13 protein-coding genes and 1 other RNA gene are annotated in these 12,548 nt (G+C 48.8%); 8 read left to right on the top strand and 6 right to left on the bottom strand.

Annotated features, from left to right (window positions below; all coding sequences use genetic code 11):
- Positions 1 to 10: 10 nt before the first annotated feature.
- On the bottom strand, positions 11 to 595 hold the full coding sequence (gene grpE / locus WG89_RS14885; protein WP_062267495.1) for a nucleotide exchange factor GrpE: 585 nt from the start codon (positions 593 to 595) through the stop codon (positions 11 to 13).
- 211 nt (positions 596 to 806) lie between these two features.
- On the opposite strand from grpE, the gene WG89_RS14880 reads away from it, so the two are divergent.
- Both WG89_RS14880 and recN read left to right on the top strand, forming a co-directional pair.
- On the top strand, positions 807 to 1,691 hold the full coding sequence (locus WG89_RS14880; RefSeq protein WP_062267492.1) for a DMT family transporter: 885 nt from the start codon (positions 807 to 809) through the stop codon (positions 1,689 to 1,691).
- 138 nt (positions 1,692 to 1,829) lie between these two features.
- Positions 1,830 to 3,500: a DNA repair protein RecN gene (recN, locus tag WG89_RS14875; RefSeq protein ID WP_062267490.1), complete on the top strand. Its 1,671-nt coding sequence runs from the start codon at positions 1,830 to 1,832 to the stop codon at positions 3,498 to 3,500.
- Between the two features lie 3 nt (positions 3,501 to 3,503).
- Here recN and WG89_RS14870 read toward each other — a convergent pair whose 3' ends face one another.
- Entirely contained in the window at positions 3,504 to 4,193 is a 690-nt protein-coding gene (locus WG89_RS14870) for an isochorismatase family protein (protein ID WP_062267488.1), read from the bottom strand.
- A gap of 178 nt (positions 4,194 to 4,371) precedes the next feature.
- On the bottom strand, positions 4,372 to 4,779 hold the full coding sequence (gene fur / locus WG89_RS14865; RefSeq protein ID WP_216638494.1) for a ferric iron uptake transcriptional regulator: 408 nt from the start codon (positions 4,777 to 4,779) through the stop codon (positions 4,372 to 4,374).
- Between the two features lie 102 nt (positions 4,780 to 4,881).
- On the opposite strand from fur, the gene WG89_RS14860 reads away from it, so the two are divergent.
- Positions 4,882 to 5,259, top strand: coding sequence for an outer membrane protein assembly factor BamE (locus WG89_RS14860; protein WP_062267484.1), 378 nt, complete (start codon positions 4,882 to 4,884; stop codon positions 5,257 to 5,259).
- Between the two features lie 40 nt (positions 5,260 to 5,299).
- On the opposite strand, the gene WG89_RS14855 is transcribed toward WG89_RS14860, so the two are convergent.
- Both WG89_RS14855 and WG89_RS14850 read right to left on the bottom strand, forming a co-directional pair.
- Positions 5,300 to 5,647 carry an RnfH family protein gene (locus tag WG89_RS14855; RefSeq protein WP_062267482.1) on the bottom strand — a complete coding sequence of 116 codons (348 nt, stop codon included), beginning with the start codon at positions 5,645 to 5,647 and terminating at the stop codon, positions 5,300 to 5,302.
- Positions 5,640 to 6,071, bottom strand: a complete 432-nt coding sequence (locus tag WG89_RS14850) for a type II toxin-antitoxin system RatA family toxin (protein ID WP_062267480.1) — start codon at positions 6,069 to 6,071, stop codon at positions 5,640 to 5,642. Before WG89_RS14850 ends, WG89_RS14855 begins: the two co-directional genes overlap by 8 nt.
- 150 nt (positions 6,072 to 6,221) lie before the next feature.
- Here WG89_RS14850 and WG89_RS14845 point away from each other — a divergent pair, with 150 nt between their 5' ends.
- Complete coding sequence (locus tag WG89_RS14845) at positions 6,222 to 7,307, top strand: protein kinase domain-containing protein (RefSeq protein WP_062267478.1); 1,086 nt, start codon at positions 6,222 to 6,224, stop codon at positions 7,305 to 7,307.
- A 66-nt stretch (positions 7,308 to 7,373) separates the two neighbouring features.
- On the opposite strand, the gene WG89_RS14840 is transcribed toward WG89_RS14845, so the two are convergent.
- Positions 7,374 to 8,732 (bottom strand): sodium-dependent transporter, encoded by a 1,359-nt coding sequence (locus tag WG89_RS14840; RefSeq protein WP_062267476.1) that lies wholly within the window; start codon positions 8,730 to 8,732, stop codon positions 7,374 to 7,376.
- Between the two features lie 502 nt (positions 8,733 to 9,234).
- Between WG89_RS14840 and smpB the strand changes: the two genes are divergently transcribed.
- From smpB to WG89_RS14820, 4 genes are all read left to right on the top strand, one after another.
- Positions 9,235 to 9,714 (top strand): SsrA-binding protein SmpB, encoded by a 480-nt coding sequence (smpB, locus tag WG89_RS14835; protein ID WP_062267474.1) that lies wholly within the window; start codon positions 9,235 to 9,237, stop codon positions 9,712 to 9,714.
- A gap of 125 nt (positions 9,715 to 9,839) precedes the next feature.
- Positions 9,840 to 10,928, top strand: coding sequence for an SET domain-containing protein (locus WG89_RS14830; protein WP_062267472.1), 1,089 nt, complete (start codon positions 9,840 to 9,842; stop codon positions 10,926 to 10,928).
- A gap of 86 nt (positions 10,929 to 11,014) precedes the next feature.
- Positions 11,015 to 11,380: a transfer-messenger RNA gene (ssrA, locus tag WG89_RS14825) on the top strand.
- A 340-nt stretch (positions 11,381 to 11,720) separates the two neighbouring features.
- Complete coding sequence (locus WG89_RS14820) at positions 11,721 to 12,323, top strand: pentapeptide repeat-containing protein (RefSeq protein ID WP_062267470.1); 603 nt, start codon at positions 11,721 to 11,723, stop codon at positions 12,321 to 12,323.
- Positions 12,324 to 12,548 lie beyond the last annotated feature (225 nt).

The raw sequence follows: 12,548 nt of genomic DNA, 5'->3' as shown, positions 1-12,548 counted from the left end.
GCAGAACGACTTACTTGGAAACCACCACCATCGCCGGGCGGATCAGACGACCGTTAAGCTTGTAGCCTTTCTGGAAGACATCAATAACGGTATTGGTTTCCACATCAGGGTTAGGCACCATGGACATGGCCTGATGGAAATTAGGGTTAAAAGGCTGACCGTTCGGGTCTTCCTGTTCCACTGAGAAACGGCCCAGTGCATCCAGGAACTGTTTCAGAGTCAGGTTCATACCTTCAACCAGCGCTTCGTGAGCACCCTCTGCCTGTTCGGCACTTTCAATACCTTTTTCCAGGCTGTCCACAACCGGGATCAGGGCATCAACAAACTTTTCCAGAGCAAACTTGTGAGCCTTTTCTACATCCTGCTCAGCACGACGTTTGATGTTCTGCATTTCTGCCTGAGCGCGCAGAGTCTGGTCTTTTGCTCTGGCCAGCTCGTCGTTCAGTGCTTCAAGCTGACTCTCAAGGCCGTCGGTCAGATCACTTTCGCTGTCCAGCTCTACACCGCCTTCTTCATTCAACAGGGTATCTTCCGCCTGCTGCTCAGCTGCGGCTTCTTCTACCTGCTCTTCAGGTTTGTTGTTTTCTACTGTCATTCCAGAATCTCCGACCGGGAGGCAAATCGTTTGATGAAAGGTATATAGGGACGGGAAACCGGGATTCAAGGTTTGTGTTCAGTTTTTTTCTTCAGGCAGGGAACTCATCTGTATTCAAAGAAATCGAAGAACAGTTGAAGAGGTTTCGTTTTTCACTGGCAAGCATCCCGCATAAACTCGCCGCACATTTCGATACCTATACTAAAGCAGCATGATAAAGAAATATTTTTACCTTCTGGCCATTGGCCTGATCTGGGGCTCACAGTTCCTGTTCCAGCAGGCTGCGGTCAACGACCTTCCGCCGGTATGGGTTGGAGCGGGCCGAGCCACCGTAGGTGCGCTGACCCTGATCATCCTGACCACCCTTTTTGGCATGAAAAGCCGTGGCAGCCGCATCAGCACCTTCAGCTTTATCGCATTGCTGGAAGCCACCATCCCCTTTGTTCTGATCGCCTGGGGTCAGCAGTACCTGGATACCGCTGTCACTGCGATTCTGATGGGTACGATTCCATTCTTCACCATTGTCCTTTCACCGCTGGTGCTTCGTGGCTCTCGCATCACACCTGCCGGAATGGCCAGCGTGGTTATTGGTTTCTGCGGTCTTGTCCTGCTGTTCTATCCCCAGCTGTCCAGTGGCACCGGGCACAGCAGTCTGCTCGGTGCACTGGCTGTTGTTATTGCTTCCGGGTGCTTTGCTACAGGCCTGCTGCTGCTTAAGAAAATCAACGACGAGCACCCCATCATTGTTGCCCGAAATGTACTCACCTGCTCTTGCGTCCAGCTATTGGTTGTTGCCAGCTTGATTCAGGCTCCATGGACTCTGGAACTGACCTCTGCCAGCACCACCTCCATTCTGTACCTGGGTGTTATGTGCGCCGGCGTTGTTTACTTCCTTTATATGGCGCTGATCGCTCAGGCCGGGCCTGTATTCGCGTCCATGAACAATTATCTGGTGCCTTTGATTGGCGTTTTGCTGGGTGCACTGATCAATCATGAAGTTTTGCCATCCACAGCCTGGCTGGCACTGGGTGTTATCGTCGCGGCTCTGGCCATCAACCAGTTATTTGAGAAGGCAGCGCCGAAAGCCACCGCCTGATTTTCTCACACAAATCCTTGTGATCCCCTGGTCTCATCTGGTCGAGATCAGGGGATTTTTTTTAGCTCCGACTTTACGAATCTCTCGCTTCAGGTTACTGTATATATAAACAGTAACCTACAGTAGCCGGTATTCATCATGCTGACCCAACTGTCTATCAGCAACTTTGCCATCGTTGACCAGCTGGACCTGGACATAGAGTCTGGAATGACCGTCATTACCGGAGAAACCGGTGCCGGCAAGTCGATCATGCTGGATGCTCTCGGCCTGGCTACTGGTGACAGAACCGACAGCCACTGCGTTCGCCAGGGCTCTCAAAAAGCTGAAATACACGCCTCCTTCGACATCAGTCAGTGCCCCTCTGCCCATGAATGGCTTGAACAGAAAGAACTGGCCAGCGACAACGAATGCATTCTTCGCAGGGTAATTACCAAAGAAGGTCGTTCAAGAGCTTACATCAACGGAACACTTTCTCCTCTTTCCGATTTGCGCTCCATTGGTGAACTGCTGATCGATATCCATGGTCAGCACGAAAGCCAGTCGCTGCTTAAGAAAAATAATCACCGACTGCTCCTGGATGATTTCGCTGGAACTCGCAAGCTCGCTTCCGAAGTGGGCCGTATCGCCAGCCAGTACAACCAGACCTATCAGGAACTGGAGAATCTAACCAACAACCGCAAAGAACAGGATGAACGCATCCAGCTGCTCAGTTATCAACTGCAGGAGCTCGAACAATTGTCTCTGCAGGAAGGTGAGCTGGAACAGCTTGAAAAAGAACTGCGACAACTGACCCATGCCGAAAGCACTCTCTCTGTCTGCCATCAGATAAACGACATTTGTTCAGATAACGAAGCGGGCAACATTCTCCAACAATTGACGATGTGCATGCACCGTCTGGGCGACCTGCAAATGGATCATCCGGCCATTAACAACACGCTGGAAATGATTTCTTCTGCCCATATTCAGGTAGAAGAAGCCGTTGGAGAAATTAATCATTTCATTGATCACTTTGATGCTGACCCCAACAGAATGCAGGAAGTCGATGAGCGCCTCAGCGCAATATACGACCTTGCCAGAAAACACAGGGTTCAGCCTGAAGAGCTGCTCGACAAACAGAGCACCCTGAACAGCGAGCTGGAAAGCATTCAGTTCAGCGATGAGCGTTCAGAGGATATGCAACAGCAACTCATTCAGCTGAAAAACGATTACCAGGAAAAAAGCACAAAGCTTTCCAAGAAGCGAAGCAGTTCCGCCAGCAAGCTGGAAAAACAAGTCACCAAGAGAATGTCATTACTGGGACTTCCTCACGGACAATTCTCCATTTCCCTCACAGCAGTAGAAAACATTACTCTGTGCCCCCACGGTGCCGAAGATATTGAATTCCTGGTCACCACCAACCCTGGCCAACCTCCAAGAGCCCTGGCCAAAGTGGCATCCGGCGGCGAACTCTCCAGAATCAGCCTGGCGATACAGGTTATAACTGCCCAGACTTCTCACATCCCAAGCATGGTGTTTGATGAAGTAGATGTAGGTATTGGTGGTGGAACCGCTGAAATTGTCGGCTCCATGCTGAGAGAGCTGGGAGAAAAAAGTCAGGTGCTTTGCGTCACCCATCAGCCGCAGGTTGCCTCTCAAGGCCATCAGCACCTGCATGTCAGCAAAAGAGTCCGCAATGAAAAAACTTCGACCGAAATTACCGGCCTTATGGGTGACCGCCGGGTTAAAGAAGTAGCCCGCATGCTGGGAGGCGTTGAGATGACTCAATCATCCCTTACCCATGCCGAAGAGATGCTCGCACTAAGCGCTTAAGGCTTAATGGCAAGGCCGATTACGAGAGTCTGAAATCATCCGCAGATTGGGAAAGTCTCTCGTTAATTCACTCCAACGCAACTTAACAATCTCATCCAACTCATCGGGCGTCATAAAGGAATCCCGGAGAAAGTCTGTGCGCAGGAAAATATTACTTTCCCGATCTACCGATACATCGTACCCCTTTTCCAAAGCTCCCTTCACAGATCTGCGAACACAATTGCCGTCAAAACACCCCGTAACATGCACATCGGTCACACCCCTGGATTTCAGATAAACATCCAGTTCCGAAGCCACTTGCTGATCTTCACCTCTTCCACCGCCTTCTGGAATAGCATGAAAAGCATCATCATGATCTTTGAGAAAAAGCTTATAGGCAGCCTTCTTCCGCAACCACTGAAGCGACTCAGAAATCGTTGGACCTTCATTGGCATAATTGACATCTATGAAGTGCACTTTGTCATTCCCTACAAATTTCTTCAGCAACCCTACCTGCTCCGGTATAACCCGATAGAACTCCACTGCATCAAAATATTTTATAAAACGAGTCTGCATGTCCACATACAGAATAGCGACCGTTTTTCCTTCCAATAGCCGTTGCTCGATATAAGTGATTGTGGCTTCAAGATTGGCTGCGACCGGGCAAATAACAACAGCCAGCCAGAAGGCCAACGCATAAGAAAATGACTTCATGAATCAAAAATATGAGCAGCATGAAAAGATGAATACAGAGAGTGATTCACAAGCAGCTACTTCGAATCAGAAAGAGTATAGCCAGTAATGTCAAAGGGCTTATCAGACATAAAAAAAGCCAGCCCATCTGGGGCCAGCTTCATTTATCGGGGACGTGTTTTTTCCAACAAGGATTAAATCAGGATTTTTCTTTTGGTTTCACATACAGCACGAGATTGTGATCGACAATCTCGTAACCATGCTTTTCTGCAATCTCTTTCTGACGGCGCTCAATCTCTTCATCCATAAACTCGATGATATCGCCACTTTCCATACAGACCATGTGGTCATGGTGTTCGCCACGGGCCAGCTCAAAAACAGAGTGACCACTGTCAAAATTGTGCCTGACCACCAGTCCGGCCCCTTCAAACTGGGTCAAAACCCGGTATACGGTAGCCAGACCGACATCTTCTTCCGCTTCGAGGAGAGCCTTATAGACATCCTCTGCGCTCATATGCAGGCCCTGTGAGCCTTCCAGAATCTGAAGGATTTTAACACGAGGCAGCGTGACCTTCAGACCCGCTTTGCGCAACTCTTGATTTTCCAACACGTTTCCCTAACCCTTAGCAATTAGCAGGTAATCCCTGCTATTATCTCATTTTTAAGTCGCAAATTCATTTTCGAAGAAGATAGTGGAAGTCTGAAACCGATGCAAAAACGTCCAGCCCTGACCACAGTTGTCCTCACTGCCGCTGCTCTTCTGGCTGGATGCGCCAGTTCTACAGACAGCGGCTCAAAACTCATCAGCTTCCCAGGCGTCTACAAGATCGACATCCAACAGGGTAATGTAATTACCCAGGAAATGGTCGACCAGCTCCGCCCGGGAATGACCCGCAATCAGGTCCAGTATGTTATGGGCACACCTCTTATGGAGGATGCTTTTAACAAGGATCGCTGGGACTATGTCTCCAGCATGCAGCCAGGTGGTGGTAAACGCACCCAGCAGACCCTGACTATCTTCTTCAAGGACGACAAGCTTTCTTCTATCGAAGGAGACTTACGTCCTGGTGCAGGTGAATCACCTTAAACCCAGGAGCCTTTCAGACTCCTGAACAAGGCCGCTCATCTCAGGATACAGCGGCCTCTTTCTTGAGCTTTGCTTTTTCCGCACGCTTTTTGCGTACTTCTTTCGGATCAGCAATCAGTGGCCGGTAAATCTCTATCCGGTCACCCTCTCTGACTACCTGCTCAGCAGGCCTGATCACAGCTTTGCCAAAAATACCGAGTTTTACGGCATCCCAGTCAATCTCTGAAAAAAAACTCTGCATGCCTGACTGTCTGGCAGCATCTAGTACAGATGTACCTTCTTTAACTTCAACGGCCAGAATCCGGTAATCGTCCGGTTTAGCATAGGCCACTTCAACCGTAACTTGGGGCTCTTCGCCCAACTCTGATCGATTATTATTTTCAGCCATAAAGCTGCTCCGCTCTCTGACAGAAGGCGTCAACCATCTTGTTCATTGCCTTGTTGAACACTGCCCCTACTGTGGCTCTCAGAAGAGGATTGGATATCTCGAAGTCCAGCTCCAAAGACACCTTGCACCCTTCATCACCCAGTGGCTTGAATGTCCAGACCCCATTCAGTTTTGAGAAGGGCCCTTTGAGCAATGACATTTCAATAGACTGGTTTTCCACCATTCGGTTCCTTGTGGAAAACTCATACCCCAAACTACCCTTGGACAGCTCGAGAGCCGCTTCAACCAGCTCCCCTTCCCGTTTTAATATTCTGGCCCCAGAACACCAGGGCAGAAACTCAGGATAACCTTCAACATCAGCCACCAGCGGATACATCTTTTCGACCGGCTGCATGATCAGGGCTGAACGGGAGACTCTAGGCATGACGCACTGCAAAATTAAAAACAAGGGCCAGCGAGCATAACATATTGTTAAAGCTAATGCTTTTCGGCTATGAAGGAGCTGAAGCCGCTACAGAGCATAGTCTGCAGGCCGATAATCCGCACTGAAGACCCCCTCCAGTGAGTCGCAGCCATGCAAGTAAACAGCCCACCTCCTTCAGGCGAACAGGATCCCGTTAAACCCACGCTCTCCACCCAGGTTTTGAGCGCTCTCTACAAATACCTGCTGGTAAAACCCGTCAATGTAGCGATAAGACTGATAGGGTTGGAACCCACTGAGATGAAGCCCTTAAAACTCTTTTTCATTAAAAAGTTACTGGGGTCCGGCAGCGAAGGTCATGTGCACCTGGGAGAATCTCAGGGAGAAGAAGTAGCCCGTAAAAAATCAACAGACCCTTACATTACTCCCGAGCAGCGGCTGGCACGCATGAAAAAAGAAGCTCGCGTGCTGAGTAAACTGAATCATCCAAACATCATCAGGAGGTTCTCAGGCGATACCAGTGAGCCTGTGCTTGATATCAGTGAAGAAACCGCCAACCTCGAAGAAAGTCATGAAGAAAACTTCGCTCTGATCAATGCCAGAGAAAGTTATGCAGGTATCCATATGGAAGTGGCTGAAGGCTCTATGAGTAAGTTTCTACCTGATCTGGATGACAGAGAAAAGCTGCACGTTTGTCGACAATTGATGGACGCTACCCGCTACATGCACTCTCAGGGGGTCTATAACTGCGACATCAAAACTGAAAACATTCTCTGGCTTAACGGCAAGCCCAAGTTTACCGACTTTGGTTCCGTGTGTGAGTTTGCCCCTGAGGAAAAAGCTCTGCTGGATCCGATTGAGATACTCACCACACCCCAATATAACGCCCCAGAGCTTGAATCCTGTGTCACTGACCGACCATGGTTAGGCATCAAAGGTTCAGTCGATCTCTCAAAATCATCGGCCTGGAGCCTTGCAGCCTGCTTTGCCGAGATCATGACAGGTGAACAATTATTTAAACCTGAAGATGTGCTTAACAGCATTACCAGGATCCCCAAAAAGCCTGTCGATATTGACTACCAACGCTGCATCAATCGTTTCTTCAAAAAACATATTGGCCGCTTTTCTCCGGAGATGGTCATTCTGCTTAAAGGCATGCTGCATCCAGACCCGGCAAAGCGAGTAGACCTTCCGGAAGCACAGACCAGACTTGAAGGTGTTATCAGGCGATCTTTCTGACACAAAAAAGCCGGATGCAAATGCATCCGGCCCTTATGATCCAATTGGCTTAAATACTTTTTGCCATTACTTCAGCGCAGTGTACAGAATCAGAGCCACTGCAGCTGGCACAATGATACGAACCGCAAAGCGCCATACATTGAACATACCCACGCTCATGGCCAACTCATTGGACATAACAGAACGCTTCAGAATCCAGCCAGCAAAGATTGCGGTCAGAGCACCACCCAGAGGCAGCAGGAATACGTCAGTCATGTAACCGGCCAGATCAAAGATGGTCTTGTCGAAGAACTTGACGTCTGCCCAGATGTTGAAGGAGAACACTGAGCCCAGACCCACAAACCAGATAGCACCACCGATCAGGAAAGTAGCCAGAACACGGTTAATGCCAAAACGCTCAGTGACCCATGCCAGAGAAGGCTCGATCAGGGAAATCGCTGAACTCAGCGCAGCAATACCTACCAGGGCAAAGAACATAAAGCCGAGAATGGCACCGCCAGGCATGTTAGCAAAGGCAGAAGTCAGGGATACGAACAGGAGACCAGGACCTGCAGAAGGCTCCAGACCGTGAGCGTAAACAATCGGGAATACGATCAGACCGGAAACAATAGCCATCAGGGTATCCAGGAAAGCAACGTTCAGAGCTGTACGCGGAATAGAATTATTTGCTGGCATGTAAGCACCGTAAGCCATCAGGGCACACATACCCAGACTCAGGGTGAAGAATGCCTGACCCATAGCGGCAACAACGGCTTCGCCAGTGATCTTGCTGAAGTCCACATCAAACATGAAGTGGAAACCACGCATGAACTCACCGGTCATCAGAACACTGTAACCCAGCATCACAAACAGCAGAATGAACAGCGTTGGCATCATAACCTGCAGGCCTTTCTCCAGACCTTTATGAACACCACGAGCCGTGATCAGAACGGTAATCACCATAAACAGCGTGTGCCAGAACACCTGCCTTGGCGCGGACAGTGTCAGGGCTTCAAACTCTCCACCCACCTGATCAGCATTCATACCGGCGAACACACCGGTGAGAAGATCCCAGGCATAAGACAGAGCCCAACCCGCTACCACACTGTAGAAAGTAAGAATGATAAAGCCGGTGACCATACCCATCCAGCCAATTACTTCCCAGCCACGGAATACACCGGCATCACTGGTCAGCTTACGCATGGCGTTCAGAGGACTCAGGCGGGTAGAACGACCAATGGCTGTCTCTGCCATCAGTAGAGGTACACCTACCAGTGCGATACACAGCAGATAGACCATTACAAATGCCCCACCACCGTATTGACCAGCGATGTAAGGGAATTTCCAGATATTACCCAGACCAATGGCGGAACCGGCGGCAGCCAGCATAAACGTCCATCGGTTATTCCAGGTTTTGCGCGAGGCGGTTGGGTTTTGTCCTGACATGAGACTCCTCAATAACGTACTACTAAATCTAATTGAGTAACGCTCTCTTAAATGAGCAACAGCCGCCCAGGCTATTCATCACGAAAAAAGAAGGCTCAAACGACAACCAGAGTGAAACAGGGTGATGCTTCACACATTTGAAAACGAGACAAACCTGTGTGTAAACGCTTTTCTGGTTTTGGGAATCATTACATACAGCCGGAGGCGGGAATGACAGCCCACTCACACCACGAAAAGCAGCAATCATGAAGCTTTCATTGGACCATAAGGGCGACGGTGAGCATTGTATCTGTTTGATTTCGCACCTCAACCACTTTTTTCTATATTCACCCTAAAAAAAGAAATATCCACCAAACAAAATTTTCCAGCCAGTTTTATCCCCCAAAAAACAACACCCCTCAGATAAATACGAAAAAACCCCTACCCGCCAAAGATCAATAGAATGGATTTCTGACATAAGCAACGACTGGTTTTATAGTGTATCCGCGTTATAATCCGCCGCATGGCTAAGAGATCGAAAAAAAGCGGTAAGGGCGACTCATCCATAGTCGTCAACAAAAAAGCCCGTCATGACTATCACATAGATGAGTCATTTGAGGCCGGGCTTTCACTGGCAGGCTGGGAAGTCAAAAGTCTTCGCATGGGTAAAGTGCAGCTGGTTGACAGCTACGTATTACTCAAAGACGGCGAAGCCTGGTTGATTGGTGCCCAGATCACGCCACTGGATACAGCATCTACCCACGTGGTGGCAGATCCTCTGCGCGACCGTAAACTGCTGCTGCACAGAAGAGAACTGGCCAAACTGTTCTCGGAAACCCAGCAGAAAGGTAATACCTGTATTGCTACCAAGCTTTACTGGAAAGGCCACCTGGTGAAATGTCAGGTAGCCCTCGCCCGAGGCAAAAAAGAGTTCGATAAACGAGCGGCCACCAAAGAGCGTGAGTGGAATATTGAAAAGCAGCGGGTTATGCACCGCGGCTGACACTTTATGTGGCAGGCTCCACCTGCCACAGCCTCCCCCCCTCCTAATAAAGCCCATCCAAGACTGTTCAGCCTCATTCTTCCTGCAGGTTTGCCATACTGAATAAAAAGCCTGGAAGCAGCCTGATGACAAGGATCAACGGTCACCACCATAAGCCCCCCCAAAGCACCCGAAGAAAGCGCAGCCCTGTCCACGCCAACAGTGGCAAAACACCCAAGGGCAAAGAAGTAAAAGTCCGCTCGCCCAAAAAACATGCCCGTACATACATCATCAACGGTCAGACCGGCTTTCCAGCCATCAAAGCCAAAAGCAAAGAAATTGGCCCGGTCAGTAAACGGATAGAAGATCGTCAGAGTCGAATTCTTGCTGCAGGAACCGGCGCATTCACCAAACGCAGCATCCAGCAGGATGAACTGATTGGCTGTTTTCAGGGTAAAGCGGTTTATGCCATGGAAGTGGCAGGGCAGGATGTTTGCATGTTTACCCTGGAGGGCAATCGGGTCAAATTGCTCAGTTCAGCCACCCATTTGATCTGGCCTTCAAATATCACCAAAGACTTCGTACAGGATGGGGCCCCACCCATCAGCCTGAAATACGGTATCCATGTTGAAGGGCTTCTGAAATTCATTAACTACGACAAAGCTTCTGCCAATGTCAGGGCCAAACCCTACATAAAAGCCGGGTCTGTGGTTGAAGGAGAGAAAGAGGGCCAAGAGCACTACTTCATGAAATCCTCGGCCTCACTGAAAGACTGTATAGCCGTTGCGGCACTGGCCAATGAAGATATTCAACCCGGTACAGAGCTCTTTCTCGATTATGACCCCGGCGCTGAACATTTCGACTTTGAGAAAATGGACGATTGCCCTACTCAACTTCTCCTGCCTGAACAAAAAGAAGCTCTGCTGCTGCTTGCCAGAAGCATTAACCCCAAAGTGGGCACCCCGGATCAACAGGATAACTGGTTGATCACAGCCGAAGAAACAGATTCAGTTTCGCAACCCAGCACTATTGATGACGACTCTTCATCTTCTGGCAGTCAAACCACCCGAAGTTTCTCTGAAGAGCCACCCACCTCACCTATGGACATTGATTTTGAAGAAGACGATGCGCCTTATTTTATAGGAGAAGAAAGCGAAGACGAATCATCTGACGACGATCAGGAACCGCCTGAAGATGACATGCCCTCCGGGGGATCCAGCTGCACTATTCTATGACAGCTGTCTTCTTTCGATTATTCCAAGTACAAATAACAATTTGACTTGTAATGCTTTTTTTGGATAAATAGCACCTTAGTTTCACCGGGGACGATCTGGATTCGACGACGGTATCGAAACTTAAGGTGCATGTCGAGGACGTAGTGGTTCTCGTAAATCAAAACACTACAAACCTTTTAGTTGCTAATGAAGACAACTACCAAGGAGCTCTGGCAGCTTAAACCCTGCCCGCTCCCGATCACTCTGGCTTGACTGTTGGCTGGTACTGATCGCAATTGCAAACAGAATCGCCATGCTGTACGCCTGATGCAGACTGGTTAAAACTTTTCAGGATCGCGTAGTTCACCCTGCCCGTTGGGTCGTTGTGCGTTAACTTAAAAACGGATTCTAAGCATGTAGAGCCAAGAGCGTAGAATCGGCGGACGCGGGTTCAATTCCCGCCGTCTCCACCAATATAAAGGGCAGTAAGTCATTGATTTACTGCCCTTTTTTCATTTCTACCCCCTTCAAAAATCAAGGGGTGTCGGAAAAGTGTCGGTGAAGTGTCGAGACAGAATTTTCAGACTTTTCTGATATGTAACCAATGACTTTTAATAGATGGTCTTCTATCTCTCCCTCCACATCAATTCTCTATAGCCATACGTCATTTGCCTTTTTATAGAGAAAATTAAATCTCCCAACCTTCACGCTACTCATCTCAAAAAAGTTACTGAATCTGAAAAAAGCGGTATGAAAAAAGTCAACTTTCTGGAAGAGTTCGTATGAAAAAGTACGAAAGACAGGAGTAGTCAGATGACAGCGTTCAACCATGATTCAAACGAGTACCTATCTCAGACTTTCGATGGAGTGAACCTGTCCAACCAGGAACTTCAGGATTTTGAGTTCGATGACTGTACTTTCACAGGTTGCGATTTCAGCGAAGCAACGTTTGAGAAGTGCCGATTTATCGACTGCGTTTTCCAGAAGTGCAATCTAAGCCTGGCTCAGCTCAGATACTGCCGATTTAATGATGTCTCTTTCCAGGAATGTAAGCTAGTAGGCGTTGACTGGACTAAAGCGGACTGGCCCACTTTGGCACTCCCCTCCCCTATTCACTTTGATCAATGCATACTCAATGACTCAAGTTTTTTCGGGCTTCATTTAGCTGAGATTCGACTGAGAGAATGCAAGATTCATAATGCTGACTTTACCGATACTGACCTCAATCATGGGGAGTTCTGCTATTCAGATTTTACTGGAAGTACTTTTGCCCGAACCAACCTGGAAAACTCAGATTTCACAGAAGCCAGCCAATATGACATTGATATCAACAATAACCGGGTTCAGGGTGCCAAATTCACACGCTATGAAGCGGCACGACTCTTGAGCTACCTGGGCATTGAGCTGGTTGACTAGGAGCCTGTCGGACTTAACCAGCAAAACAGGTAAAATCCTGATTCCAGTACCAGTAACACTCAAAGCACTATGAATAAGTGGAAGTTCAAACCGGTCGACCGAAACACTCCCGACCTTTTCCCTGCCAGCATCCAGGATTATCTTCCAGAAGGTCATATGGCTCGCTTTGTGGTGGATGTTGTTGACCAGCTCGACCTGTCTCCACTGATCAATTCTTATCGAGGC

The organism is Endozoicomonas arenosclerae (genome assembly GCF_001562015.1).
In the GTDB taxonomy this organism is placed as follows: Bacteria; Pseudomonadota; Gammaproteobacteria; order Pseudomonadales; family Endozoicomonadaceae; genus Endozoicomonas_A; species Endozoicomonas_A arenosclerae.
This window is presented reverse-complemented; position numbering and strand designations above follow the sequence as displayed.